This is a genomic window from Bradyrhizobium sp. 76, from assembly GCF_023073025.1.
In the GTDB taxonomy this organism is placed as follows: domain Bacteria; phylum Pseudomonadota; class Alphaproteobacteria; order Rhizobiales; family Xanthobacteraceae; genus Bradyrhizobium.
The window spans coordinates 577,863-602,113 of record NZ_JADPIS010000149.1 but is presented as its reverse complement, the minus strand read 5'-3'; the positions used below and the strand labels follow the sequence as shown (position 1 = coordinate 602,113).

Here is a 24,251-nt window from a genome sequence, read left to right as displayed (position 1 = left end):
CCTCTACCGCCGCATCGACAACCGCGGAGAACCTGGCCTTGGCATCGCGAATTCAATTTCGCGTATGGGCAAGCCTGGATTTTTATAGCTTCACACCGACGCTCGTCAGAAAGCTTCCCATGCGGTTGTCAACCTCGGCCTTCGTCTCCGCCCACGCCGGGAACGACCGAAGAAGATTGTCGTGCCAGGCGATCAAGTTCGGATAGTCCTTGAACGGAAACTTTGCACGATCGACCTGGGAGAAAGGCGCCGCAATATCGATATCAGCAAAGGTCAACGCATCGCCAACCATGAACTTGCGGCCTTCAAGATGCTGGTCGAGGACCTTCGCTGCGGCGCGGATCTTACGCTCCGTGAACGCGATGAGGGACTCGTCCTTCGGCAAGCCCATGATCGTCTTGGCGACGCGCTCGTCGAAGAGAGTGGTCGTGAAGGTGCGCCACTGTTCGCCGGACCAGAACATCCACTGAAGCACCTGGAATTGCTCCTCCGGCGTGGTTCCGACCAGCGGCGAACTCACCTTGCTGGCGAGATACAGATTGATCGCTGACGCTTCCCAGACAATGGTGTCCCCATCCTCCAGAACCGGAGTGAGACCGTTGGGATTGAGACGTGATTTGAACGCGTCGGTTTGGCTCTCGCCTTTGAAAAGGTCGACGCTCACGCGATCGAGTTCAATGCCCATGATCTTCGCAGCCGTGGTCACGCGACGCAAGCTGCCCGAGCCCGCATCACCATAGATCTTGATTGCCATAACTCTTCCTTTCAGCACGGCCCCTCAGCGGGCGGCCGACTGCCGAGTCGCATATTCATTTTGCAAATGAAATTGACGCCTATAGAATGCCATCTATTCCGGAGAGGAATGGACTGAGGATTGCATGCGCGGCGGGGCGTGTCCGGAAAAAATTGATGGATAAGCTGGACGCGATACGGATGTTCGTGCGCGTCGTCGAAAGCGGAAGCTTTTCGCAGGCGGCGCGTGACCTCAACGTCAGCCAGCCAACCGTCAGCAAGCAGATGGTTGCGCTTGAAGCGCGGCTCGGGACGCAACTCCTCGCGAGAAATTCCCGTGCCCTTGCCGTGACGCCGGCAGGACAGGACTATTACGAGGCCACCGTCCGTATCCTTCAGGATCTCGACTTCGTCGAAGAGAGAGTCCTTGAAGGGCAGTCGGCCCCTTCAGGGCTGGTCCGCGTGACCCTCTCGCCGGCCTTCGGGAGGATGTTCGTTATTCCCCGGCTATCGGATTTCAGGAACCGTTTCCCCGACGTCGCGATTGAGATGGAAGTCTCCGGGCGACACGTTGACCTCATCGAGGAAGGGATAGACGTCGCGATCCGTATCGGTCGGCTTTCGGATTCAGCACTCGTCGCCCGGCGCATCGGCGACATGCGGATGATAACCGTGGCCTCTGCCAGCTATCTTGCCCAACACGGCGCGCCGCAAACGCTAGGCGAACTGCGCAACCACCAGCGCATCAGCTATGTCTACCAGGGCGATATCATTGGGTGGGGTTTCCACGTAGACGGCGGGCAGGTCACGGTCGATGGTGGGGGAGCGTTCCGCACGAATGACGCCGAGCATGTCCGCGGCGCGGTTCTCGCGGGCCTCGGCATTGCCCATCACGCGAGTTGGTTGTTCACGGATGTGCTGGCGTCGGGCGAGGTCGTACGCATTCTGGACCAGCATGCGCCGCCGCCCTTCCCGATCAACGCAGTGACCGCTGCCGGCCGGCGCATGCCCTCCCGGGTGCGGCATTTCATCGATTTCCTCGCCGCGATTTGCGCCGAGGAGCCGGAATTAAGGGTGGTCGAGGGCTCAAGCGTCAGGGAGCGGACGGTGTGACCGTGACGGTGCACTAAACTTGAGAGTGGTTTGGTGCGCCGTCACCGTCACTCCGGATCACTTTTTGGTCGTGCCCACAGATGGCTGCTCTGCCGACCCGCCGATTTTGTTCGAGACCACGTAGACATCGACGCCGCTCATCGAGCATTCCACGCTTGATGCCTGGTTTTTCGTGATGACCTCGATCGTCTTGCCATCCTTGGTGTGAAACGTGATGTCGTAAACCTGCTGGTAGAGGTCTTTGCCGATCTTTTCGGATGCGAGACGAACGGCCTTGGTCTGCGCCTCGATTACCGATGGGATGTCAATCAGGCCGGCGTTCTTGAGGTGCACGAGGGCCATGTTGGTGGGCCAACTCGCACAGTCCGGAGACTTCGCCAGAGCCACCGCAGCAGGCATCACAAGTATTGCGGCCATCACCACTTTCAACGCGGCGCGCATCACTGCACCACCTTGATGGTGCGGTCGCCACTTTCCCAGATCTGCTTGCGCCTCTTGATGGGCAGGACGGCAACGCACATGCCGTCGCGCTTGTAAAGCGTCTCGCCAGATTTGAGCTCCTGAAGTCCCGTATCGGTCAACAAGGCATTCTCCGTTCGGTTTGCCGCCAGATACCATCATGGAGCATGATGGTACAGAACCGACCGAAACGGAGCCCCTAAAAGCGCGCCTTCGACACTCAGTCTCTAAAAACTATTCCCACTCAATCGTCCCAGGCGGCTTGCTCGTCACGTCGTACACCACCCGGTTCACGCCCTTCACCTCGTTGATGATGCGGGTGGCGGTCTCGCCGAGAAACTTCATGTCGAACTGGTAAAAGTCCGCGGTCATGCCGTCGGTGGAGGTGACGGCGCGCAGGCCCACGACGAAGTCGTAGGTGCGGCCGTCGCCCATGACGCCGACGGTCTTCACGGGGAGCAGCACGGCAAAGGCCTGCCAGATGTCGTCGTAGAGGCCGTGCTTGCGGATCTGGTCGATGTAGACGGCGTCGGCCTTGCGCAGGATGTCGAGCTTTTCGCGGGTGATGTCGCCGGGGCAGCGGATGGCGAGGCCGGGGCCCGGGAACGGGTGGCGGCCGACGAAGATTTCGGGCAGGCCGAGCTCGCGGCCGAGCTTGCGGACCTCGTCCTTGAACAGTTCGCGCAGCGGCTCGACCAGCTTCATGTTCATGCGCTCGGGAAGACCGCCGACATTGTGGTGCGACTTGATCGTTACCGAGGGACCGCCGGTGAACGAGACGCTCTCGATCACGTCAGGGTAGAGCGTGCCCTGCGCCAGGAAGTCGGCGCCGCCGATCTTCTTGGCCTCCGCCTCGAACACCTCGATGAAGAGGCGGCCGATGGTCTTGCGCTTGGTCTCGGGATCGGTGACGCCTTCGAGCTCACCGAGAAATTGCTTCGAGGCATCCACGTGCACGAGCGGGATGTTGTAGTGGTGGCGGAACAGGTCGACCACGGTCTTGGCTTCATCGAGACGCAGCATGCCGTGATCGACGAACACGCAGGTGAGCTGCTCGCCGATCGCTTCGTGGATCAGCACGGCTGCGACCGCGGAATCGACTCCGCCGGAGAGGCCGCAGAGCACCCTGCCCTTGCCGACCTGGGCGCGAATTTTGGCGATCTCCTCCTCGCGGAAGGCGCGCATGGTCCAGTCGCCGGACAGGCCTGCGATCTTGCGAACGAAGTTGCGGATCAGTTTGGCGCCGTCGGGCGTGTGCACCACTTCGGGGTGGAACATCAGGCCGTAATATTTGCGCGTCTCGTCCTGGATGATCGCGAACGGCGCGTTCGGCGACGTGCCGGCCACCGAGAAGCCCGGCGGCATTTTTGTAATGCGGTCGCCATGGCTCATCCAGACCTGGTTCTTGCCGCCTGGCGACCAGACGTCCTCGAACAGCTTGCTCGGCGCCTTCACCTCGACATCGGCGCGGCCGAATTCGCGGTGATGGCCGCCCTCGACGGTGCCGCCGAGCTGCTCCGCCATGGCCATCTGGCCGTAGCAGATGCCCATCACCGGCACGCCGGAATCGAAGATCGCTTGCGGCGCGCGGGGCGAGCCCGCTTCATGCACCGACTCAGGCCCGCCGGAGAGAATCACCGCCTTCGGCTTCATCTCGTTGAAGGCTTGTTCGGCCTTGTTGAACGGGACGATCTCGCAATAGACGCCGTCCTCGCGCACGCGACGCGCAATGAGCTGCGTCACCTGGCTACCGAAGTCGACGATGAGAATCTTGTCATGCGCCGAGGCCACGGAGGGCGTCGACGCGGAGCGGTCGGTCTGTGCTGCTGTCATGGCAAGCAAATACGCGACGGGGACTTTTCCCGCAACCGCGCGGGCCGCGGGCCCACATTCTTCTTTGGGCATGGACAAATCAATATAGGTAAGTACTATTGACCTAATATGGCCCGTCACTCACCAAGGGCCGAACAGGGAGAACGTCATGCCATACCATCATCAGCCGTCGAATCTCGCCGCACTCGGCCGCACCTGGGTCGAGGCCTGGAACGCGCGCGACCTCGAACGGGTGCTCACGCTCTATGACGAGGACGTCGTGATGACGTCGGACCGCATCCCAGCGATGGGGTTCGATGAAAGCGGGACCGTGCGCGGCAAGGATGCGTTGCGCGCCTATTGGGGCAAGGCGCTCGCGCTGTTGCCGAACCTGCATTTCTCGCTGATCGAATTGTTCGTCAGCCCTGATAGCGTGGTGGTGTTCTACGAGAACGAGCGGGGAAAGCGGATCTGCGAATATCTGCGGGTGAATGCGGCCGGAAAGATCGTGCAGGGATCGGCGAATCATCCGGTGCACTAGCCTGTCCCCCGTCATTGCGAGCGTAGCGAAGCAATCCAGAATCTGTCCGCGGAGATAGTCTGGATTGCTTCGTCGCAAGGGCTCCTCGCAATGACGGAGACTGTGGCGAGCACATACGCTAACAACACCGGCGCCGGCTCTGACACAGGATTCCAGATGAAGCTCCCCACCTCCCCCTTCACCGTCACCGACTGGAGCAAGGTCGAGCCGACCATCCATCCCGGCGAGACCGGGCAGGCGCAGTGGCGCACGCTCGACATCGGCGATCTCCGGGTGCGGATGGTCGAATATACGCCGGGCTATCTCGCCGACCATTGGTGCGACCGCGGCCACGTGCTGTACGTGCTGCAGGGCGAGCTCGACAGCGAGCTGCGCGACGGCCGCAAGTTCAAGCTCACGGCGGGGATGAGCTACCAGGTCTCGGATTTCGGCGACGCAGCGCACCGGTCCTCGACCGCGACGGGGGCGACGCTGTTTATCGTCGATTGAGCGCCCCGGAAGGGTTAATTTGCACCGCAAAATAGCAAAATTCGGGGACATCCCGAGCGGCGGGTGGTGCCTTGAAGTGGCCCCAAAATCTCGCTATATTGTGATCATCGATACTTGGCCGAACGACTGGGCCGCTTCGCTTCGTTGCTGACGGGCGCGCACGCTTCAGATGATTTCTCCAACATCGACTGATCAGGATTATGGGCGCAATAGTGCGTACCGGTCCGCGTGTTAACTTCTTAAGCAAAGGAAATTCCCATGGCTATGGGCACCGTGAAGTGGTTCAACAATCAAAAGGGTTTTGGTTTCATTCAGCCGGATGACGGCGACAAGGACGTGTTCGTGCACATCAGCGCCGTCGAGCGCGCTGGCCTCTCGACCCTCAACGAAGGTCAGAAGGTCTCGTTCGACATCGTCGCCGATCGTCGCAGCGGCAAGTCCTCGGCTGACAATCTCCGCGTCGGCTAACGCCAGCGCACCGTTCTGACCACGGACGTACCGGCAGAACGTAGAGCTAGAAAACCCCGCGACCGGGTTCCGGTTCGCGGGGTTTTTGTTTTGGGGGCCGCCGCACCGGCGGTGACGGGGGTGAGTTATGCCTTCTTCAGCACCGAGACGAAGAACCCGTCCGTGCCCGTCCGCCGCGGCGTCATCAGCCAGCCTTCCGGCGATTGCAGCGCGGCTTGCGCAAACTCCTCCGCCTTGTCCCAGAGCACGCTCGCGGTCTGCTCGGGCGGCACCACCGCGAACTCGGGATGGCGGGCGGTGAACGCCCTCACCTGCTCGCCGTTCTCCTCGGAAAGCACCGAGCAGGTGATGTAGGCGATGCGGCCACCGGCCTTGAGCAGCGGCACCGCGCGCTCGAGCACCTCGGTCTGGTCCCGCAGGCGAATCTCCAGCGCGCCCGGGCGCATGCGCCATTTGGCATCGGGGTTGCGGCGCCAGGTTCCGGTTCCGGTGCAGGGCGCGTCGATCACGACGAGGTCGGCGGTGGCGCTGATCTCGGCCAGCGGATCGGCCTCGCCCTTGGGAGTGCGCACATCGGCATTGTGGACGCCGGCGCGCGACAGGCGTTCGTGGATAGGCGCAAGCTGCCGCTTGTCGCTGTCGGTCGCGATCAGCCGGCCCTTGCCCTGCATCATCGCGGCGAGCGCCAGCGTCTTGCCGCCGGCCCCCGCACAGAGATCGATCACCTGCTCGCCGGGTTTTGCCGCGGTCAAGGCAGCCGCAAGCTGCGACCCCTCATCCTGCACTTCAATGGCGCCCTTGATGAAATCCTCTTCGGCCTGGATGCCGGGGTTGCGCGCATCGGCCGAAAGCTCGATGCGCAGGCCGGTTGCGGACCACTGCGTCGGTTTCGCATGAAGATGAGCAAGCGCCCCCAGCGCCTTGTCGCGATTGGATTTTAGCGTGTTGACGCGCAGGTCGAGCGGCGCCCGGCTCGCCATCGCGGCCGCCTCCGCGACGCGCTCGTCGCCGAACGCTTTTGCCAAATACGGATCCAGCCATTCCGGATAGTCGCCGGCGATCGCGGCCGGGGCACCTTCAAGGGACCGCGAGGCGAGCGCGGCCTGCTCGGCCTCGGTCAACGGCGCGGGGGCAAAGCGGCTGCCGTCGAACAGCGCGGCCATGGTGGCCGTATCCATGTTGCGCTCGAGGCGAAGCATGCCGATCAGCCGCGCACGCGCGGTATCCGAATCCATCAGGTAGGCGCTCGAGGCATAGCGGCGCAGCACGTCCCAGACGAGACCGGCAATGGCGGCGCGGTCGCCGGAGCCGGCGAAGCGGTGCGCGGTGCCCCACTCCTTCAGCGCCTTGGCCGCGGGCACGCGGTCTTTCTCGATGGTGTCGATCAGTTCGATGGCTGCGGACAGCCGGGCAGCGGGAGTCATTTGAATCTTTCAGATCAAATCCGACGGCTAACCGTCAGATCAACAAGAGCATCTTCAGTGCGAAGTAGATCCACATCGCGAGCAGCACGAGCACGCCGGCGAGCCAGATCGTGGAGCGGCGTCCGAGATTGTTGGAGGAGACGAAGATTCCGGCATGGACGAAGCGCGTCACCACGAACACCCAGGACATCAGCACGATGAAGAGATCGGCATGGCGCAACGGGAGCGCCAGCGCGATCAGGACATAGAACAGCACCGGCAATTCGAACTGGTTGCGGTAGCAATTGGCGAATTGTGTGGCGCCTTTGGGCCAGTTGGGCTCGCCCAGCGCAATGTCACGGCTCTTGGTCTCGCCGGAGACGAGCGCGCGCCGGCGTCCCATCGCCATGGCGATCAGGAGCGCGAAGGTGAGACCGACCTGCACGAAGACCGGCAGCAAAACCATTTGAACGGACATCGGAATTCCCGGGGTTGTCCCATCCGGCGGAAGCCACAGCTAGCGTCCATTAGCGGTCACCGCTGGTCCTGACAATCAACGAGTTGAACCGGCGTTCCCGATGAGGCGACCAACCGTCGACAGTTAAAGCGATTTCGCCCCTTGGGGCGCGCAAGGCGAGAGACCGCCATGAACACCCTCTTCAGCCAGATCGGCAGCCTGACCGGCGCTTTGACCGAGTCCGCCGATGGCCAGTTCGGCATCCTGATGTCGGCGCTGGCAGGCATCGCGACGGCGCTTGCGGTGGCGCTGGCGATGACGGTCTACTTCCGAATGAGCTATCGGACCTGGCGCGATGTCCTCAGGCACGGCCTCGCTGCGCTCGCCGCCCTCGCTCTGTTCGCCTTTGCCGCCTACGACATGCGCCATGCCGCGCTGGCCTATCTCGGCCTCAATCCGTCAAAACCCGCGGTCGAGTTCGAGATCCGCATGCCCAGGGAGACCTTGGCGGCGGCGTCCGACACCCAGATCGAGCTGCATACCGACCGTAACCAGACGCTGGCACTGGTCGAGGGCGTGCGGGAGCTCGGTGATGGCCGCTCCGTCCTGCGTGGCGCGGTGGCGCTCAACCACCGCACCGCGGACCGCGTGCTGGTCGTGAACCTGCCCGGCAAGGGCACCTTCGAATTCCGCCTCCGCCTGCCGGCCGAGCCGCATCGCTCCGAACAGTCCGGTGCCCAGGTCGGCCCTCAGTTCGGTCCCTGGCACCTCGCCGACCGCATCGCCTCGCCGTTGGCAAGCCCCGTCGCGCCGCAGGACGCCTACACGATCCGCTATCGCGTGCTTTAACTTTGTTCGATCGGGCCAAGATGGGCGGCGAGGATTAGCGCTGCCCATCGCTGCTCAAGCGACGCTCTTGAGATCCTGCTGGATCGCGGCAAGCAAGGACTGCAGCGCGTCGCTGTTCACTGGCTTAGCCCCGGTGTTGGCAGGCGCAGCATTGGCAGGCCGCGTGGCTTTGACCGGACGCTTGGGGAACGGCGGCATAGGCGTGGGTATTGCGGATTGCGCCAACGCGCCGGCGTCCTCGGTGTGAACGAACTTGCCATGGATGACGTCGTCGCGACGGCCCATGACAAACATCGTCGCCCAATAACCGGCGGCCACAAGAATTACGCAGAAAACAACAAGCTCTAACATCATCGCACCTGAAATATGCGCAATGATTCAATGCCTTCGCGGGTCCGTCAATGAACCAACGGTCACACCTGCGGCTTTTGCGGGCGGGTGTGGCCGATCGGTCACTCTTTGTTAACCATACCCGACCCCCGAAGGGGCCGAGAGCGGCGGATCAAGCCTTGTCCGGCCCAACCCGCACCAGCTGCTTGCCGAAATTGGCGCCCTTCAGAAGCCCCATGAAGGCTTCGGGCGCGCTCTCCAGGCTCTCGGTGACGAACTCCTTGTACTTGACCTTACCCTCGCGGACCCAGCCCGACATGTCGCGCAGGAAGTCGCCATGGCGGGAGGCGAAGTCGGAGACGATGAAGCCGCGGAAGGTCAGCCGCTTGGTCAGGGTCGCGCGCATCATGCTGGCGGCCCATTTCGGCGGCTTCGCTTCAGTGTCGTTGTAATGGGCGATGAGACCGCAGACGGGTACGCGCGCAAACGCATTGAGCAGCGGGAACACCGCCTCGAACACGGCGCCGCCGACATTCTCGAAATAGACGTCGATGCCCTTCGGGCAGGCGTCCTTCAGCTTCGCAGCCAGATCGGGATCGCGGTGATCGATGCAGGCATCGAAGCCGAGCTCCTTCACGACGTAATCGCATTTGTCCTTGCCGCCGGCGATTCCAACCGCGCGTGCGCCCTTGATCTTCGCGATCTGTCCCACGGCCGAACCGACCGCACCGGAGGCACCGGCGACGACGACGGTCTCGCCTGCTTGCGGCTTGCCGATATCGAGCAGGCCCGTATAGGCCGTCATGCCGGGCATGCCGAGCACGCCGACGGCCGTCGAGATCGGCGCGAGCTTCGGGTCGATCTTGTTCAGCCCCTTGCCGTCGGAGATCGCGTGCGTCTGCCAGCCCGCGCGCGAGAGCACGATGTCGCCCTTGGCGAAGTTCGGATTGTTGGAGGCTGCGACCTCACAGACCGTACCGGCTTCCATCACACCACCGACGGGCACCGGCGTCGCGTAGGACGGACCGTCGCTCATGCGCCCGCGCATGTAGGGATCGAGCGAGAGCCAGATGGTGCGCAGCAGGACTTCGCCTGCGGCAGGCGCAGGAACCGCGAATTCCTCGATGCGGAAATCGGACGGCTTTGGCTCGCCGACGGGACGCGCGGCGAGAACGATGCGTTTGCCTTGGGACATGATGGCTTCCTCCAATTTTCTGTCATTGCGAGCGAAGCGAAGCAATCCAGTCTCGTCAACACAAAAGGGCTGGATTGCTTCGTCGCACCAGCGCAAAATTGCTTCGCAATTTTGTCGCGGGCTCCTCGCAATGACGAGCTTTTGGCACGCGCACGCGACACACTCGCCGTCATCGTCCGCGAAGGCGGACGATCCAGTACTTCGAGACGGTTATGATTGAGCCGAAAGGCCGCGACGTACTGGATGCCCCGCCTTCGCGGGGCATGACACCGTCATTTGGGCAAGCGCGCGAATTCCAACGCGCAGCCGGAGACTAACCCCCGCCCGGATAGTTCGGCGCCTCGCGCGTGATGGTGACGTCGCAGCCTCCACTTCGCCAAACGGAAACCAGCGAAAAGGAACCGCGTTGCTCGATCGCGCAATCGGGAAGTTGTCTTCCTTCCGGAAAATTTTAGGTGCCGAATTAAGGCCGCGATCAACTATCCGCACTAGCCTAGGCTGCATCAGCGTGATTGCCTCGACTCTGCCGTGCGCGGCGTCCGTACCAGTTAGATCAACAGGCTCCTCGCCATGGCGAACGGGGCGGTTTCGCAGGAAGCGGCTGCAAAAATGCGGCCAGCAATATGTCAAATAGACAGGGAACGACATCGTTGAGGCGGCAAGTCGGGCAAATGGGTCTAGCAGCCCCGAAGAGCACAGCATGGAAAATCACCGTCACCATGGCTGTCTTGCCTATCCTCTTCTTTGTGATCGGCCCCACGCTCGTTGCGTTGTTCACGGGCGCGTCCCCTGACCTCCGTGAAACGACCGGCGGTTTTGCAGGTTTAGTGCTGATCTTCCTGCCGACATGGATCGCACTCTTTCTCAATCATCGCCATGTCCAGTTTATCTTCTTGTCAAATTTCCTTTCCGTCTCGATAGGCGTCCTCTGCTCGGTCGGCATATCTATCCTCAGTTGGATCGGCCTTGGCGGCGAAGCGTGGTGGTCACTCCTCGGGTGGCAAGTTGCGCTCATCTGGTCGTTCATCAATAGCAAGAGACCGGACGCCCCGGAGAAGGATCACTCCGCTCGGCCGATCCCATCACTGACAACGATCAGCACGTGACCTTGCGTCAGGTGTAACTAACCCCCGCCCGGATAGTTCGGCGCCTCGCGCGTGATGGTGACGTCGTGGACGTGGCTTTCGCGCAGGCCCGCGCCGGTGATGCGGACGAACTGGGCCTTGTCGTGCAGGTCCTTCATGTCCTTCGCACCAACATACCCCATCGCGGCGCGCAGGCCGCCGGCGAGCTGGTGCATGACGTTGCCGACCGGGCCCTTGTAAGGCACCTGGCCCTCGATGCCTTCGGGCACGAGCTTGAGCGTGTCCTTGATGTCCTGCTGAAAGTAGCGATCGGCCGAGCCGCGCGCCATCGCGCCGACCGAGCCCATGCCGCGATAGGCCTTGTAGGAGCGGCCCTGCCACAAGAACACTTCACCGGGTGTCTCGTCGGTGCCGGCGAGCAGCGAGCCGACCATCGCGATGTCGGCACCGGCAGCGAGCGCTTTGGCGAGGTCGCCGGAGAACTTGATACCGCCGTCGGCGATGACGGGGATGTCGGACTTCTTCGCCGCCTCGACCGCATCCATGATCGCGGTGAGCTGGGGAACGCCGACGCCTGCAACGATCCGCGTGGTGCAGATCGAGCCCGGGCCGATACCGACCTTGATGCAGTCCGCGCCTGCATCGATCAGCGCCTGCGCACCCTCTGAGGTCGCGACGTTGCCGGCAACGACCTGCACCGAGTTGGAGAGACGCTTGATGCGGTTGACCGCATGGAGCACGTGACGGGAATGGCCGTGCGCGGTGTCGACCACGACGAGATCGACGCCGGCGTCGATCAGCCGCTCGGTGCGCTCGAAGCCGCTGTCACCGACCGTGGTGGCGGCAGCGACCCGGAGGCGGCCCTGCGCGTCCTTGCAGGCCAGCGGATGGGCGACCGCCTTCTCCATGTCCTTTACGGTGACCAGACCGACGCAGCGATATTGCTCGTCGACCACGAGCAGCTTCTCGATGCGGTGCTGGTGCAGCATCCGCCGCGCCTCGTCCTGGCTGACATTCTCGCGCACCGTGACGAGACCTTCATGCGTCATCAGTTCGGAGATTTTTTGCTGGCGGTCGGTGGCGAAGCGGACGTCGCGGTTAGTGAGGATGCCGACCAGCTTGCCCGGCGTGGACTTGCCCGCACCGGTGACGACGGGAATGCCGGAGATGCCGTGATCGCTCATCAGCTTGAGCGCGTCGTCCAGCGTGGCGTCGGGGCTGATGGTGAGCGGGTTCACCACCATGCCCGACTCGTAGCGCTTGACCTGCCGAACCTGGGCGGCCTGCCCTTCGGGATCGAAATTGCGGTGGATGACGCCGATGCCGCCGGCCTGCGCCATGGCGATCGCCATGCGGGCTTCGGTGACCGTGTCCATGGCGGAGGCCATGATCGGGATGTTGAGCGGAATGGCGCGGGTGACGCGGGAGCGGATGTCGACCTCACCCGGCATGACGTCCGACAGGCCCGGCTTCAGCAGCACGTCGTCGAATGTGAGGGCTTCGCGAATGCCTTGTTGCACCGTGGCCATGTGCCAACTCCTTCCGCGGCCCTGCCGCAAATAGCTATGGATGAGCGCCGCCCTCGGCGTACCTTGCGGCAACGCCGGAGAATCGGAGCCCATCGGTGGGGTTGACGCGGGTCGATAGCACGGGCGGGCGACGAATCAAAGCAATTCGGAACGCCGGCCAGCCATGCACAGGCTTTTTTGGGCAGATTGAGCCGGGATAACCGGCGGCAGCTCGTGCCGGCGGACGGCGTCCACGTCCCTCCTGTGCCGGCAGATCATCACGTTCTCCGACGCAGGACGCAACCCACCCTGGGGTCACGCAGGATTTAGGTGCCATGCGTCGATCCGCAATGGTCGCGGCCCAGTGGCGGTGATAAGCCGCAATTCTCGCCCTTCCTTCTGATTTCCATTACCAATCCGTCATGGTCGACAAGCAACGCATCATTCCGCTGATCGTGGCCACCGCTCTCTTCATGGAGAACATGGACTCGACGGTGATCGCCACGTCGCTGCCCGCGATCGCGGCCGACATCGGCACGAGCCCATTGACGCTCAAGCTCGCGATCACCTCCTATCTGCTGTCGCTTGCGGTGTTCATCCCGGCGAGCGGCTGGACCGCCGACCGGTTCGGCGCGCGCATGGTGTTTGCGATTGCCGTCGGCGTGTTCATGGTCGGCTCGGTCGGCTGCGCGCTCTCGACATCGGTCACCGACTTCGTGTTCGCCCGCATCCTGCAAGGCATGGGCGGGGCAATGATGACGCCGGTCGGGCGCCTCGTGCTGCTGCGGTCGGTCGACAAGAGCGCGCTGGTCAACGCCATGGCATGGGTGACGGTCCCTGCCCTGATCGGACCCGTGATCGGGCCGCCGCTCGGCGGCTTCATCACCACCTATGCGTCCTGGCACTGGATCTTCCTGATCAACATCCCGATCGGGCTGCTCGGCATCTTCATGGCCTTGCGCTTCATCGATCCTATCAAAAGCGAGGAACGAGAGCCGTTCGACCTCTACGGCATGGTGCTCGCGGGCCTCGGGCTCGCCGGCATCGCCTTCGGGCTGTCGGTCGCCGGACTCAATCTGCTGCCATGGAGCACAGTTGCCGCCCTGGTCGTCGGCGGATCGATCTCGATGACGCTGTATGTCATTCACGCGCGGCGAACCGGATCGCCGGTGCTGGACTTCACGCTGCTGAGGCTGCCGACACTGCGCGCCGCCGTTCTCGGCGGCTTCATGTTCCGGCTCGGCATCGGCGCGCTGCCGTTCCTGTTGCCGCTGCTGATGCAGATCGGCTTCGGCCTCTCGCCGTTCAAGTCCGGCCTCGTCACGTTTGGCTCCTCGCTCGGCGCCATGGGCATGAAAGCGCTGGCCGCACGCATCATCCGCGCCTTCGGCTTCCGCAACCTGATGGCGGTGAACGCGATCATCAGCGCAGTTTTCCTCGCCGCCTGTGCCCTCTTCACGGTGACGACGCCGCTGCTGATCATCATGATCATCCTCGTGGTTGGCGGCTTCTTCCGTTCGCTCGAGTTCACCGCGATCAACACGGTTGCCTATGCCGAGGTCGAGCACGCGCAGATGAGCCGCGCCACCACGCTCGTCAGTGTCAACCAGCAGCTCGCGGTCTCGGCCGGCGTCGCCGTCGGCGCCGCGTCGGTGGAGACGACGATGTGGCTCAGCCATGTCAGCGAGCTCAATGCCACCGTGTTCGCGCCCGCCTTCGTCGTCATCGCGCTGACCTCGGCGGCGTCGAGCTGGTTCTTCTGGCAGATGCCCGCCGATGCCGGCCACGAAGTCTCCGGCCGCAAGGCCGTGGAGATCGCGAGCCGTAAGGGTGCCGGCAAGGGCGCGGCCAAGGCGGCCGTCAAGGCGGCGACCGAGGATACGCAGGACGTGCGGGATCAGCGGCTGGGGTAGCCTCTCTTCTCGTCATTGCGAGCGCAGCGAAGCAATCCAGAATCCCTCCGCGGAGACAGTCTGGATCGCTTCGTCGCAAGAGCTCCTCGCAATGAGGAATTCGCGGCTACTGCGGCCCCCCGCCCCGAAATCCCGTCGCGAGAACGTAGCGCTCGGAGGAATCCGCACGGCTCGCGGCGGGCTTCACATGCCGCACCGTGGCGAAATCGCGCTTGAGCTGGGCGAGCAGCTCGGCGTCGGCGCCGCTCTGGAACGCCTTCGCCAGGAAGGTCCCGCCCGGCTTCAGCACATCGCAGGCGAACGCGGCGGCGGTCTCGATCAGGCCGACGATGCGGAGCTGGTCGGTCTTGCGGTGACCGGTAGTGTTGGCAGCCATGTCGGACATCACGATGTCGGCGCCGCCATCGAGCATCGCCTTGAGCTTGTCCGGCGCGTCATTGTCCATGAAGTCGAGCTGCGCGAACTCCACCCCGGCAATCTCGGGGATTTCCAGCAGGTCGATCGCGATGACCTTGCCCTTGCCGTCGACCGAGCCGACACGCTTGGCGGCGATCTGGCTCCAGCCGCCCGGCGCGGCACCGAGATCGACCACTGCCATGCCGTGCTTCAGTAGCCGGTATTTGTCGTCGATCTCGAGCAGCTTGAACGCGGCGCGCGAGCGATAGCCCAGCGCCTTCGCCTTCACCACATAGGGGTCGTTGAGCTGCCGCTCCAGCCAGAGCTTCGACGACAATTTGCGCTTGCCGTGAGTCTTGACCTGGACGTGCAAGCGGCCGGTGGTGTCCTTGGCCATCTCACCAGCTCCTGAGCGCGCCGTCTTCGCGCATCATTTCGACCAGCATGCCTTCGCGCAGGCCCCGGTCGGCGACGCGCAGACGTGGCAGCGGAAAGGCGCGGCGGATCGCGTCGAGGATGGCGCAGCCGGCCAGCACGAGATCGGCGCGCTCGACGCTGATGCAGCTGTTCGCCGCGCGCTCCTCGTAGCTCATGCCGAGCAGCTTGTTGATGGTCGCGGTGACGTCGGTGTCGTTCATCCAGACGCTATCGATGCGGCGGCGGTCGTAGCGCGCGAGATTGAGATGGATGCCGGCGAGCGTCGTCACAGTGCCTGAGGTGCCGAGCAGATGCATGTCGGCGAGATCGCCGCCATGCTGTTCGGCGAACGGCGCGATGTGATGGGCGACCTCGCGCTCCATCGCGGCATAGATCTCCGGCGTCACGTCGCGCCCGCCGAACTGCTCGGCAAGCGTGACCACGCCGAACGGGATCGACATCCAGGCTTTGATGCGCGGCTCCGGATTTGCGGCGTCGCGCTCGATCCGCACCAGCTCGGTCGAGCCGCCGCCGATGTCGAACAGGATCGCGCCGCGGCCCCTGGGGTCGACCAGCGGCGAGCAGCCGAGCACCGCGAGCGCCGCCTCGGTCTGGCGGTCGATCACCTCGAGCTCGATCCCGGTCTCGGCAGCGACGCGGCTGCGAAAGCCTTCGGCGTTCGAGGCGGCGCGGCAGGCTTCGGTGGCGATCAGCCGCAGCCGCCGCGCCTTGCGCAGGTTGATCTTGTCTCGGCAGATGCCGAGCGCCACGATGGCGCGCTCGATCGCGGCCTCGCTGATGCACCCGGTTGCGGAGACGCCCTCGCCCAGCCGGATGATGCGCGAGAAGGAATCGACCACCCGAAAGCCGTCGTGGGTCGGACAGGCGATCAGGAGCCTGCAATTGTTGGTGCCGAGGTCGAGCGCCGCGTAGACGCCGGTTCCCGGCGCTTGCGCGCCGACGGCCGGTTCAGTGGCGAACGCCGCCGCCATCGACCCCAGCTCACCGTGCGGCGCAAGGCCGTCGCGGAGCCGCGTGTGGTCATTCATACAAACTGTCTTTCCGCGGCCGGTTGGGCCGATCTGGAATTGCTTTTTCGCCTGAAACCTTAGCAGCGCGCCAATCCTGCGCAACAACGCATCACATGGGACCATGCCCATTCGTGCGTTGTCGTGAACGGGCCGGTGGGTTATTTTTGAAGGGTCCGGTCCCCCAGGCGCCCCCCAAACCGCGCATTTGCCGGCTTTTCAGGTCAATTCCATGCAAGAACACACCAAATCCTCCACGCTCGAAAACGCTATTGCACTGCAAAAATATGGCGTCGGCCAGCCGGTCCGCCGCAAGGAGGACGACACGCTGGTGCGCGGAAAGGGGCGCTACACCGACGATTTCAACCTGCCCGGCCAAGCCCACGCCGCGATCGTCCGCTCGACCCATGCCCACGGCGTCATTCGCGGCATCAACATCGACGCCGCCAGGGCGATGCCGGGCGTGCTGGGGGTGTGGACCGGCAAAGACCTCGATGCGGCCGGCTACGGCCCCTTCACCTGCGGCCTGCCGCTGAAGAGCCGCGACGGCTCGCCCCTGCTCCAGACCAACCGCCAGCCGCTCGCAACCGACAAGGTCCGCTTCGTCGGCGATCCCGTCGCCTTCGTGGTGGCGGAGACGCTGGCCCAGGCGCGCGACGCGGCCGAGGCGATCGAGCTCGATATCGAGCCGCTGCCGGCGGTGACCGACCCTGAAGACGCCGCAAAAGCTGGCGCGCCGCAACTCTACGACCACATCCCGAACAATGTCGCGCTCGACTACCACTATGGCGACATCGAGAAGGTCAACGCCGCCTTCGCCAGCGCCGCTCACGTGACCAAGGTCGACATCGAAAACACCCGTGTCGCCGTGGTCTCGATGGAGCCGCGCGTTGGCCTTGCCTCCTACGACAAGACGACCGGGCGCTACACCATCCAGATGCCGACGCAGGGCGTCGCCGGCAACCGCGCCAACCTCGCCAAGAACCTGAAGGTGCCGAACGAGAAGGTCCGCATCCTCACCGCCAATGTCGGCGGTTCCTTCGGCATGAAGAACGTCAACTATCCCGAGTACATGTGCATCCTGTACGCGGCCAAGGAATTGGGACGGCCGGTGAAATGGCTGGACGAACGCTCGACCAGCTTCTTGTCCGACAGCCACGGCCGTGCGCAGAAGATTCACGCCGAGCTCGCGCTGGACGCCGAGGGGCATTTCCTCGCCGCCAAGCTCTCGGGCTACGGCAATCTCGGTGCCTACATCACCGGCGTTGCACCCAGTCCGCTCTCGCTCAACACCAGCAAGAACTTTTCCAGCGTCTATCGCACACCGTTGATGGCCGTCGACATCAAGACGGTGCTGACCAACACCACGCTGATGGGCGCTTATCGCGGCGCCGGCCGGCCCGAGGCGAACTACTACATGGAGCGGCTGATCGACCGCGCCGCCGACGAAATGGGCATCAACCGGCTGACCTTGCGCAAACGCAACTTCATCAAGCAGAACCAGATGCCGTTCGCCGCGTCCTCCGGCGTCACCTATGACAGCGGCGACTTCCAAGCTGTCTTCAACAAGGCGCTCGAAATCTCCGACCACGAGAATTTTGCCAAGCGCAAGAAGGAGAGCAAGAAGTCCGGCAAGCTGCGCGGCATCGCCGTCGGCTCCTATCTGGAGGTGACCGCACCTCCCGGCGTCGAACTCGGCAAGATCGTGTTCGATCCCGATGGCTCGGTGCAGCTCATCACCGGTACGCTCGATTACGGTCAGGGCCACGCGTCCGCATTCGCGCAGGTACTCTGCCAGCAACTCGGCGTGCCCTTCGACAGCGTCAAGCTGGTGCAGGGCGACAGCGATATCGTCCACACCGGCAATGGCACCGGCGGCTCGCGCTCGATTACCGCGACCGGCATGGCGATCGTGGGCGCCGCCAAGCTTGTGATCGAGAAGGGCAAGCGCGCCGCCGCGCATATGCTGGAGGCGTCCGAAGCCGACATCGAATTCGAAGGCGGCAGTTTCACCATCGCCGGCACCGACCGCAGCATCGACATCATGGAGCTCGCCAAGCGCCTGCATGACAGCAAGATGCCAGAGGGCGTGCCCGACAGCCTCGACGTCGATCACACCAGCGAACCGGTGCCGTCGGCCTTCCCGAACGGCTGCCATGTCGCCGAGGTCGAGATCGACCCTGAGACCGGCGTCGTGCAGATCGTGCGCTACAGCGCGGTCAACGATTTCGGCACGGTGATCAATCCGCTGCTGGTCGCGGGCCAGCTCCATGGCGGCGTCGTCCAGGGCATCGGCCAGGCGCTGATGGAGCACGTCCGCTACGACGAGAGCGGCCAGCCGATCACGGGCTCGCTGATGGACTACGCACTGCCCCGCGCCGAGGACGTCCCGAACATGACGGTCGGCGACCACCCGGTGCCGGCCACGACCAATCCGCTCGGCAGCAAGGGCTGCGGCGAAGCCGGCTGCGCCGGCAGCTTGTCGACGGTCGTGAACGCGGTGATCGACGCGCTCTCCGACTACGGCATCAAGCACATCGACATGCCGCTGACGCCGGAGCGCGTGTGGCGTGCGATCCAGGACGCCAAGGGGAAAGCGGCGTAAAGCATTTTCTCTCCGCCGTCATGGCCGGGCCTGACCCGGCCATCCACGCCGTGAGGCATCAAGAACGTGGATGCCCGGGACAAGCCCGGGCATGACGGCGTTGTAGCGATGTGCCTTTTTCGCGCCTACGCCGCCGCCTGCTCGCGCGGCTGGTAGATCGCGGTGTGCTGGCAGTGCGCCAGCGGCGTCGTGCCGTTGCCGACTACCAGCGCGTCGAGCTCGACGAAGCGGTGGCCCTTCTTCTCGTAGTTCGCGGTGACTTTGGCCCGCGCAGCGATCTCGTCACCGGCGCGTGCGGCCGACAGCAATTGCATGCGGCTGCCGACATGGATCCACGGGCCGAGGATCGTGTTGTCCACCAGCACGCGGTTCATGACGCGCTGGATCAGGCCGGGATGGCCGAGCCCCTCGCGCGCGAAGATCGGATCGGCCTCGCGGATGTCGGCGAGATAGTCGGCCGCATCCTGCCCGGCCCAGCGACGCGGCGTCGTGCCCAGCCATTTGCCGGTCTCGAATGTTGCCGGGCTGACCGGTTTGCGCTCGGCAATAGCGGGGACCTCGACATAGTCGCTCAACGACACCGCCGTCGCCGTTGCCGGCAGCGACGCCGTGCCGGTGGCACAGAGCTCGGTGCGGCTGAACACCTCGATCGTGAGCAGGCCGTTGTGCTCGGTCGCATCGACATCGGCGGTCTCGCCGTCATAGACCGGCTTGATGAAACGCGCCTCGATCAGCCCGCGCGACAGGAAATCGCGGCCCCAGCGCGCCACCGGCACATGCATCATGTAGGCGAAGACGTCGACGCCGGGGACCAGCCCACCGGAAAAGCCGAAGCGGCGCGCCACTGCATCGTCATGCATCTTGTTTTCGGATTGCTTGGCCGTGTTGTAGGCCTCGACGCGATAGGTTTCGAGTCGGTTCGGCATGGCTTGGCTTTCCCCAAATTCTTGTTGTTTCGGGCCGATCGTAGGCCCTGAGGAACCGGGGTCAATCCCCTCGCCTTTGCGGCCCGAATGGGGTACCACGCGGCTGCTGCGGAACCGCTTCGCAAGCCCCATCTACGGACAATGACGAACCCTCAAAACACCACCCGCATCTATGTCGACGCCGACGCCTGTCCGGTGAAGGACGAGATCTATCGCGTCGCCGGCAGACACGGCCTGCCCGTGAGCGTGGTCGCGGGCAATTTCATCCGCGTGCCCCAGGATCCATTGATCGAGCGGGTCGCCGCGGGTGCCGGCATGGACGCGGCCGATGACTGGATCGCGGAACGTGCCGGGCCCGGCGATATCGTCATTACCTCGGATATTCCGCTCGCGAGCCGCTGCGTGAAGGCCGGCGCCGATGTGATTGCATCCAACGGCAAGGCGTTCACCGAAGAATCGATCGGGATGACGCTCGCGGTCCGCAACCTGATGACCGATTTGCGCTCGGCCGGCGAAGTCACCGGCGGTCCGAAATCGTATTCGCCGCGCGACCGCTCGACGTTTCTGTCGACGCTCGACCAGACCATCCGCCGCATTCAGCGCCGCCGCGCCGACCAGGCCGCAACAAGACAGGACTGAGACACCGCATGGCGCCACCGCTGATTCAACTGCGCGATATCAAGCTGACCTTCGGCGGCACGCCGCTCCTGGCGGGCGTCGAACTGTCGGTTTCGACAGGCGAGCGCGTCTGCCTGATCGGCCGCAACGGTTCCGGCAAATCGACGCTGCTCAAGATCGCCGCCGGCCTGGTCGAACCGGATGGCGGCAGCCGTTTCGTTCAACCCGGCGCCACCATCCGCTACCTGCCGCAGGAGCCGGATTTTTCCGGCTTCTCCACCACGCTGGCCTATGTCGAGGCCGGCCTCAATGCCGGCGACGATCACTATCAGGCGCGCTATCTGGTCGAGCAGCTCGGTCTCAGCGGTGAAGAAGATCCGGCGCATGTCTCCGGCGGCGAAGCGCGCCGCGCCGCGCTGGCACGCGTGCTGGCGCCCTCGCCCGATATCCTGCTGCTGGACGAGCCGACCAACCATCTGGATCTTCCGACCATCGAATGGCTGGAGAGCGAACTGGAGAGCCGCCGCTGCGCGCTGGTGATCATCAGCCACGATCGGCGCTTCCTGGGCAATCTCTCGCGCAGCACCGCCTGGCTCGACCGCGGCCAGATCCGGCAGATCGACCGGGGCTTCAGCGCCTTCGAGGCCTGGCGCGACGAGGTGCTCGCAGAGGAAGAGCGCGACCAGCACAAGCTCGACCGCAAGATCGTCAACGAGGAGCACTGGCTGCGTTACGGCGTCTCGGGCCGCCGCAAACGCAACGTCAAGCGACTCGGCAATCTCCACGCGCTGCGCGACCAGCGCCGCACCCATCGCGGCGCGACGGGCAACGCCAACCTCGCGGCTGCCGAAGCCGACAAATCCGGCAAGCTCGTCATCGAGGCCAAGAACATCAGCCGGTCCTATGGCGAGCGAAAGATCGTCGACGGCTTCTCGATCCGCGTCCAGCGCGGCGACCGCATCGGCATCGTCGGTCCGAACGGCGCCGGCAAGACCACGCTGATCGAGATGCTGACCGGCGGCAGCGCACCGGACAGCGGCAGCATACGGCTCGGCGCCAACATCGAGATGGCGACGCTCGACCAGCATCGTGAAAGTCTCGATCCGAAGACGACGCTGGCCGAGGCGCTGACCGGCGGCCGCGGCGACCATGTCATGGTCGGCGGCAAGCCGAAGCACGTCGTCAGCTACATGAAGGACTTCCTGTTCGCCCAGGAACAGATGCGCACGCCGCTGGAGGTGCTGTCGGGCGGCGAGCGCGGCCGGCTGATGCTGGCACGCGCGCTGGCGAAGCCTTCAAACCTCCTGGTGCTGGACGAGCCGACCAACGACCTCGACCTGGAGACCCTCGACGTCCTCGAGGAAATGCTCAGCGACTACGAGGGCACCGTGATCCTGATCAGCCACGATCGCGATTTTCTCGACCGCGTGGTGACATCCGTGATCGTGCCCGAGGGCAACGGACGCTGGCTCGAATATGCCGGCGGTTATACCGACATGCTGGCCCAGCGCGGCGCCGACGTGAAGCGGGCGACAGCGAAGGCCGTCGAAGAGACGAGAGAGCAGCGATCAGTTGCGCCGTCCGGCGTCGCGAGACGACGGTTGACCTTCAACGAGCAACACGCGCTGGAGACGCTGCCCAAGACCATTGCCAAGCTGCAGGCCGAAATTGCCAAGCAGCAGCGCTTCCTTGACGACCCCGATCTCTTCCGCAAGGATCGCAAGCGCTTCGACCAGGCCTCCGACGCTCTGACGAAGGCGCAAAAGGAATTGGCCGAGGCCGAGGACAAATGGCTGGAGCTCGAAGTGCGGCGCGAAGAGATTGAACAGGCCTAGCGTGCATTCCGCAAAAGTGGGCACCGCTTTTGCAAACGGAATGCGCGCCAACTCAGAGACTTCCATGACAACGACCCTTGCCGCCAAGATCGCCCGCGAATACGGCACGCCCTGCGCCGTCATCGACATGGACAAGGTCGAGCGCAACATCACCAGGATTCAGAAGGCCTGCGATGACGCCGGGATCGCCAACCGTCCCCACATCAAGACGCACAAGAACCCGACGATCGCCAAGATGCAGATCGCTGCCGGTGCCAAGGGCATCACCTGCCAGAAGCTCGGTGAGGCCGAGATCATGGCCAATGCCGGCATCGATGACATCCTGATCAGCTACAATCTGCTCGGCGAGGAGAAGATGGCGCGGTTAGGGGCGCTGCAGGCGAAGGCCAACATGACAGTCGCCGCCGACAATTCGACCGTCGTTGCCGGCCTGCCTAAGGCCGCTGCGGCCTCAGGCCGACCGCTGTCGGTCGTGGTCGAATGCGACACGGGACGCAAGCGCGCCGGCGTCGAGACGCCCGCCGAGGCAATCGCGTTAGCGCGCGAGATCGCCGCGTCCAAAGGGCTTGAGTTCGCCGGCTTCATGCTCTACCCGACCGAGACCGGCTGGGCGGATGCGCAAAAATTCTACGACGAAGCTCTGGCCGGCGTGCGCGCGCACGGCCTGGATGCAAAGATCGTCTCGACCGGCGGGACGCCGAACCTGAAGAATCTCGGCAAGCTCAAGGGCGGCACCGAGCACCGCTTCGGCACCTACATCTACAACGACCGCATGCAGGTCGCCGCCGGCTCCGCCACCTGGGACGACTGCGCGCTTCACATCTATTCGACGGTGGTGAGCCGTGCCGCGCCCGAGCGCGGCATTCTCGATGCCGGCTCCAAGACGCTGACCACGGATACCGGCGGCCTCGACGGCCACGGCCTGATCCTTGAGCACCCCGAAGCCAAGATCGCGCGCTTCGCCGAGGAGCACGGCTTCCTCGACCTCTCCCGCAGCAACACCCGGCCCAATGTCGGCGACATCGTGCGGGTCGTGCCCAATCATGTCTGCGTCGTCGTCAACATGATGGACGAAGTCGTGATGGTGCGCGGCGATGAGATCATCGGCACGCTGCCGATCGCAGCGCGGGGGAAGCTGCGGTAGCTATCCCCCGATCAGCGCCTGGAGTTCCCGGACCAGGCCATCGCGGAAGAGCTTGATCGGCCGCTCCAGCCGACCGGCGGGGGCGCGATGCACCACCCATGCGCGCACGGCGGGTTTGAAGTCGCGCGCAGCGACCGGCTTGAGCCTGTCGCGAAATGCGCTGCGTTTCAGGGCGATCGGGGTGACGAGCCCGACGCCGAGGCCGCGCGACACCAGCGACAGGCGAAGCTCACTGTCCAGCGCCTCGACGGCGATGTTGAACGGCAGATGCGAGGCATCGAATTTTCGCTTCAGCGTATCGCGAAATCCACAGCCGTCCTGGTTGATCACCCACGACAGTTCGGACAGCCGTTCCAGGTCGACGGTGCGCGGGATCTTCATCTCGCGTGCGACGACGAAGACGACGGGCTGCGCGCCGAGATCGTCGGCCGCCAGATCGGCGGGCGGCACTGCACCGTCGGGGAGACAAATCGCGGCTGCATCGAGCTCGTTGCGGCAGACACGCTCGAGCTGGTTCGGCGACCAACCGGAGACCACCCGCACGGCCAGCGCGGGAAATTCGGCGCGCACCGCATCGAGTGGTGCGGTCAGGCCTGCCTCCGAGAGAAACGGCGTCAGACCGAGCCTGAACTCGCCGCGGACCATTCCGTCGTTGGCGACGCCCGACTTGAGGTCGTCCAGCATCCTGAGCAGACGCCTGCCCTGCTCGTAGGCCTCATGGCCCGCTGCCGTCGGCTTCAGGGGCTTCGAGAGCCGGTCCAGAAGCTGCGCCCCCAACATCTCCTCGAGATTCTGGATACGTCGGGTCACGCCAGGCTGGGTGAGATTGAGACGCGCCGACGCTGCGACAATCGATCCGGTCTCGACCACGGCGACGAAAGCAACAAGGTCATGGGTGTTCATAACAAACTCGCATATTTTTTATAGT

At 64.2% G+C, this 24,251-nt stretch carries 24 protein-coding genes; 11 read left to right on the top strand and 13 right to left on the bottom strand.

The genetic code is table 11. The features are described 5' to 3' along the window. Positions 1–82: 82 nt before the first annotated feature. The gene (locus tag IVB48_RS38335; protein WP_247408312.1) at positions 83–754 is read right to left on the bottom strand and encodes a glutathione S-transferase family protein; all 672 of its coding nucleotides are present in this window, start codon (positions 752–754) and stop codon (positions 83–85) included. A 155-nt stretch (positions 755–909) separates the two neighbouring features. On the opposite strand from IVB48_RS38335, the gene IVB48_RS38330 reads away from it, so the two are divergent. After that, the gene (locus tag IVB48_RS38330) at positions 910–1,845 is read left to right on the top strand and encodes a LysR family transcriptional regulator (RefSeq protein ID WP_247408310.1); all 936 of its coding nucleotides are present in this window, start codon (positions 910–912) and stop codon (positions 1,843–1,845) included. A gap of 57 nt (positions 1,846–1,902) precedes the next feature. On the opposite strand, the gene IVB48_RS38325 is transcribed toward IVB48_RS38330, so the two are convergent. The 3 genes from IVB48_RS38325 to guaA all read right to left on the bottom strand — a co-directional run bounded on the left by IVB48_RS38325 (position 1,903) and on the right by guaA (position 4,209). Next, positions 1,903–2,286 (bottom strand): hypothetical protein, encoded by a 384-nt coding sequence (locus IVB48_RS38325; protein ID WP_247408309.1) that lies wholly within the window; start codon positions 2,284–2,286, stop codon positions 1,903–1,905. Continuing rightward, on the bottom strand, positions 2,286–2,429 hold the full coding sequence (locus tag IVB48_RS38320) for an integrase (RefSeq protein WP_247408307.1): 144 nt from the start codon (positions 2,427–2,429) through the stop codon (positions 2,286–2,288). The genes IVB48_RS38325 and IVB48_RS38320 overlap by 1 nt, the downstream gene beginning before the upstream one ends. Before the next feature lie 109 nt (positions 2,430–2,538). Beyond that, the gene (gene guaA / locus IVB48_RS38315; RefSeq protein ID WP_275992119.1) at positions 2,539–4,209 is read right to left on the bottom strand and encodes a glutamine-hydrolyzing GMP synthase; all 1,671 of its coding nucleotides are present in this window, start codon (positions 4,207–4,209) and stop codon (positions 2,539–2,541) included. A gap of 76 nt (positions 4,210–4,285) precedes the next feature. On the opposite strand from guaA, the gene IVB48_RS38310 reads away from it, so the two are divergent. From IVB48_RS38310 to IVB48_RS38300, 3 genes are all read left to right on the top strand, one after another. Beyond that, the gene (locus IVB48_RS38310; protein WP_247360520.1) at positions 4,286–4,657 is read left to right on the top strand and encodes a nuclear transport factor 2 family protein; all 372 of its coding nucleotides are present in this window, start codon (positions 4,286–4,288) and stop codon (positions 4,655–4,657) included. Positions 4,658–4,813: 156 nt separating this feature from the next. Further along, positions 4,814–5,146, top strand: coding sequence for a DHCW motif cupin fold protein (locus IVB48_RS38305; protein WP_027569587.1), 333 nt, complete (start codon positions 4,814–4,816; stop codon positions 5,144–5,146). Positions 5,147–5,404: 258 nt separating this feature from the next. Continuing rightward, a complete protein-coding gene (locus tag IVB48_RS38300; protein ID WP_007592195.1) occupies positions 5,405–5,614 on the top strand; it encodes a cold-shock protein in 210 nt (69 codons plus the stop codon). Positions 5,615–5,739: 125 nt separating this feature from the next. Here IVB48_RS38300 and IVB48_RS38295 read toward each other — a convergent pair whose 3' ends face one another. Next, complete coding sequence (locus tag IVB48_RS38295) at positions 5,740–7,038, bottom strand: RsmB/NOP family class I SAM-dependent RNA methyltransferase (protein ID WP_247408305.1); 1,299 nt, start codon at positions 7,036–7,038, stop codon at positions 5,740–5,742. Positions 7,039–7,072: 34 nt separating this feature from the next. Then, positions 7,073–7,495: an MAPEG family protein gene (locus IVB48_RS38290; protein WP_027569585.1), complete on the bottom strand. Its 423-nt coding sequence runs from the start codon at positions 7,493–7,495 to the stop codon at positions 7,073–7,075. A 168-nt stretch (positions 7,496–7,663) separates the two neighbouring features. Here IVB48_RS38290 and IVB48_RS38285 point away from each other — a divergent pair, with 168 nt between their 5' ends. Next, positions 7,664–8,323, top strand: coding sequence for an acriflavin resistance protein (locus IVB48_RS38285; protein WP_247408304.1), 660 nt, complete (start codon positions 7,664–7,666; stop codon positions 8,321–8,323). 54 nt (positions 8,324–8,377) lie between these two features. Here the strand turns inward: IVB48_RS38285 and IVB48_RS38280 are convergent, their stop codons facing one another. Further along, positions 8,378–8,674, bottom strand: coding sequence for a hypothetical protein (locus IVB48_RS38280; protein WP_247360691.1), 297 nt, complete (start codon positions 8,672–8,674; stop codon positions 8,378–8,380). 151 nt (positions 8,675–8,825) lie between these two features. After that, positions 8,826–9,848 carry an NADP-dependent oxidoreductase gene (locus IVB48_RS38275; protein WP_247408301.1) on the bottom strand — a complete coding sequence of 341 codons (1,023 nt, stop codon included), beginning with the start codon at positions 9,846–9,848 and terminating at the stop codon, positions 8,826–8,828. A gap of 671 nt (positions 9,849–10,519) precedes the next feature. Between IVB48_RS38275 and IVB48_RS38270 the strand changes: the two genes are divergently transcribed. Continuing rightward, positions 10,520–10,954 carry a hypothetical protein gene (locus IVB48_RS38270; protein ID WP_247408299.1) on the top strand — a complete coding sequence of 145 codons (435 nt, stop codon included), beginning with the start codon at positions 10,520–10,522 and terminating at the stop codon, positions 10,952–10,954. A gap of 17 nt (positions 10,955–10,971) precedes the next feature. Here the strand turns inward: IVB48_RS38270 and guaB are convergent, their stop codons facing one another. Then, positions 10,972–12,462 carry an IMP dehydrogenase gene (gene guaB, locus IVB48_RS38265; RefSeq protein WP_007609139.1) on the bottom strand — a complete coding sequence of 497 codons (1,491 nt, stop codon included), beginning with the start codon at positions 12,460–12,462 and terminating at the stop codon, positions 10,972–10,974. Positions 12,463–12,863: 401 nt separating this feature from the next. Between guaB and IVB48_RS38260 the strand changes: the two genes are divergently transcribed. Then, positions 12,864–14,354 carry an MFS transporter gene (locus IVB48_RS38260; protein ID WP_247408298.1) on the top strand — a complete coding sequence of 497 codons (1,491 nt, stop codon included), beginning with the start codon at positions 12,864–12,866 and terminating at the stop codon, positions 14,352–14,354. Between the two features lie 106 nt (positions 14,355–14,460). On the opposite strand, the gene IVB48_RS38255 is transcribed toward IVB48_RS38260, so the two are convergent. After that, complete coding sequence (locus IVB48_RS38255) at positions 14,461–15,147, bottom strand: RlmE family RNA methyltransferase (RefSeq protein WP_247286522.1); 687 nt, start codon at positions 15,145–15,147, stop codon at positions 14,461–14,463. A gap of 1 nt (position 15,148) precedes the next feature. Then, positions 15,149–16,216: a Ppx/GppA phosphatase family protein gene (locus tag IVB48_RS38250; RefSeq protein ID WP_247286523.1), complete on the bottom strand. Its 1,068-nt coding sequence runs from the start codon at positions 16,214–16,216 to the stop codon at positions 15,149–15,151. A gap of 211 nt (positions 16,217–16,427) precedes the next feature. Between IVB48_RS38250 and IVB48_RS38245 the strand changes: the two genes are divergently transcribed. Further along, positions 16,428–18,800 carry a xanthine dehydrogenase family protein molybdopterin-binding subunit gene (locus IVB48_RS38245; RefSeq protein ID WP_247408296.1) on the top strand — a complete coding sequence of 791 codons (2,373 nt, stop codon included), beginning with the start codon at positions 16,428–16,430 and terminating at the stop codon, positions 18,798–18,800. Between the two features lie 125 nt (positions 18,801–18,925). On the opposite strand, the gene IVB48_RS38240 is transcribed toward IVB48_RS38245, so the two are convergent. Then, the gene (locus IVB48_RS38240; RefSeq protein WP_247408294.1) at positions 18,926–19,726 is read right to left on the bottom strand and encodes a hypothetical protein; all 801 of its coding nucleotides are present in this window, start codon (positions 19,724–19,726) and stop codon (positions 18,926–18,928) included. Between the two features lie 141 nt (positions 19,727–19,867). Between IVB48_RS38240 and IVB48_RS38235 the strand changes: the two genes are divergently transcribed. From IVB48_RS38235 to IVB48_RS38225, 3 genes are all read left to right on the top strand, one after another. Beyond that, positions 19,868–20,365: a YaiI/YqxD family protein gene (locus IVB48_RS38235; RefSeq protein ID WP_007609125.1), complete on the top strand. Its 498-nt coding sequence runs from the start codon at positions 19,868–19,870 to the stop codon at positions 20,363–20,365. A gap of 8 nt (positions 20,366–20,373) precedes the next feature. Then, entirely contained in the window at positions 20,374–22,179 is a 1,806-nt protein-coding gene (locus IVB48_RS38230) for an ATP-binding cassette domain-containing protein (RefSeq protein WP_027517420.1), read from the top strand. Positions 22,180–22,243: 64 nt separating this feature from the next. Next, positions 22,244–23,323 carry an alanine racemase gene (locus IVB48_RS38225; RefSeq protein ID WP_247408292.1) on the top strand — a complete coding sequence of 360 codons (1,080 nt, stop codon included), beginning with the start codon at positions 22,244–22,246 and terminating at the stop codon, positions 23,321–23,323. Here the strand turns inward: IVB48_RS38225 and IVB48_RS38220 are convergent, their stop codons facing one another. Beyond that, positions 23,324–24,226: a LysR family transcriptional regulator gene (locus tag IVB48_RS38220; protein WP_247408291.1), complete on the bottom strand. Its 903-nt coding sequence runs from the start codon at positions 24,224–24,226 to the stop codon at positions 23,324–23,326. It abuts the gene before it with no gap. Positions 24,227–24,251: the final 25 nt, after the last annotated feature.

What these genes read in the sequence shown, in the direction of transcription:
- IVB48_RS38335 (WP_247408312.1), bottom strand. Translation starts at nt 754, where the DNA reads ATGGCAATCAAGATCTATGGTGATGCGGGCTCGGGCAGCTTGCGTCGC.
- IVB48_RS38330 (WP_247408310.1), top strand. Translation starts at nt 910, where the DNA reads ATGGATAAGCTGGACGCGATACGGATGTTCGTGCGCGTCGTCGAAAGC.
- IVB48_RS38325 (WP_247408309.1), bottom strand. Translation starts at nt 2,286, where the DNA reads ATGCGCGCCGCGTTGAAAGTGGTGATGGCCGCAATACTTGTGATGCCT.
- guaA (WP_275992119.1), bottom strand. Translation starts at nt 4,209, where the DNA reads ATGCCCAAAGAAGAATGTGGGCCCGCGGCCCGCGCGGTTGCGGGAAAA.
- IVB48_RS38310 (WP_247360520.1), top strand. Translation starts at nt 4,286, where the DNA reads ATGCCATACCATCATCAGCCGTCGAATCTCGCCGCACTCGGCCGCACC.
- IVB48_RS38305 (WP_027569587.1), top strand. Translation starts at nt 4,814, where the DNA reads ATGAAGCTCCCCACCTCCCCCTTCACCGTCACCGACTGGAGCAAGGTC.
- IVB48_RS38300 (WP_007592195.1), top strand. Translation starts at nt 5,405, where the DNA reads ATGGCTATGGGCACCGTGAAGTGGTTCAACAATCAAAAGGGTTTTGGT.
- IVB48_RS38295 (WP_247408305.1), bottom strand. Translation starts at nt 7,038, where the DNA reads ATGACTCCCGCTGCCCGGCTGTCCGCAGCCATCGAACTGATCGACACC.
- IVB48_RS38290 (WP_027569585.1), bottom strand. Translation starts at nt 7,495, where the DNA reads ATGTCCGTTCAAATGGTTTTGCTGCCGGTCTTCGTGCAGGTCGGTCTC.
- IVB48_RS38285 (WP_247408304.1), top strand. Translation starts at nt 7,664, where the DNA reads ATGAACACCCTCTTCAGCCAGATCGGCAGCCTGACCGGCGCTTTGACC.
- IVB48_RS38280 (WP_247360691.1), bottom strand. Translation starts at nt 8,674, where the DNA reads ATGTTAGAGCTTGTTGTTTTCTGCGTAATTCTTGTGGCCGCCGGTTAT.
- IVB48_RS38275 (WP_247408301.1), bottom strand. Translation starts at nt 9,848, where the DNA reads ATGTCCCAAGGCAAACGCATCGTTCTCGCCGCGCGTCCCGTCGGCGAG.
- IVB48_RS38270 (WP_247408299.1), top strand. Translation starts at nt 10,520, where the DNA reads ATGGGTCTAGCAGCCCCGAAGAGCACAGCATGGAAAATCACCGTCACC.
- guaB (WP_007609139.1), bottom strand. Translation starts at nt 12,462, where the DNA reads ATGGCCACGGTGCAACAAGGCATTCGCGAAGCCCTCACATTCGACGAC.
- IVB48_RS38260 (WP_247408298.1), top strand. Translation starts at nt 12,864, where the DNA reads ATGGTCGACAAGCAACGCATCATTCCGCTGATCGTGGCCACCGCTCTC.
- IVB48_RS38255 (WP_247286522.1), bottom strand. Translation starts at nt 15,147, where the DNA reads ATGGCCAAGGACACCACCGGCCGCTTGCACGTCCAGGTCAAGACTCAC.
- IVB48_RS38250 (WP_247286523.1), bottom strand. Translation starts at nt 16,216, where the DNA reads ATGAATGACCACACGCGGCTCCGCGACGGCCTTGCGCCGCACGGTGAG.
- IVB48_RS38245 (WP_247408296.1), top strand. Translation starts at nt 16,428, where the DNA reads ATGCAAGAACACACCAAATCCTCCACGCTCGAAAACGCTATTGCACTG.
- IVB48_RS38240 (WP_247408294.1), bottom strand. Translation starts at nt 19,726, where the DNA reads ATGCCGAACCGACTCGAAACCTATCGCGTCGAGGCCTACAACACGGCC.
- IVB48_RS38235 (WP_007609125.1), top strand. Translation starts at nt 19,868, where the DNA reads ATGACGAACCCTCAAAACACCACCCGCATCTATGTCGACGCCGACGCC.
- IVB48_RS38230 (WP_027517420.1), top strand. Translation starts at nt 20,374, where the DNA reads ATGGCGCCACCGCTGATTCAACTGCGCGATATCAAGCTGACCTTCGGC.
- IVB48_RS38225 (WP_247408292.1), top strand. Translation starts at nt 22,244, where the DNA reads ATGACAACGACCCTTGCCGCCAAGATCGCCCGCGAATACGGCACGCCC.
- IVB48_RS38220 (WP_247408291.1), bottom strand. Translation starts at nt 24,226, where the DNA reads ATGAACACCCATGACCTTGTTGCTTTCGTCGCCGTGGTCGAGACCGGA.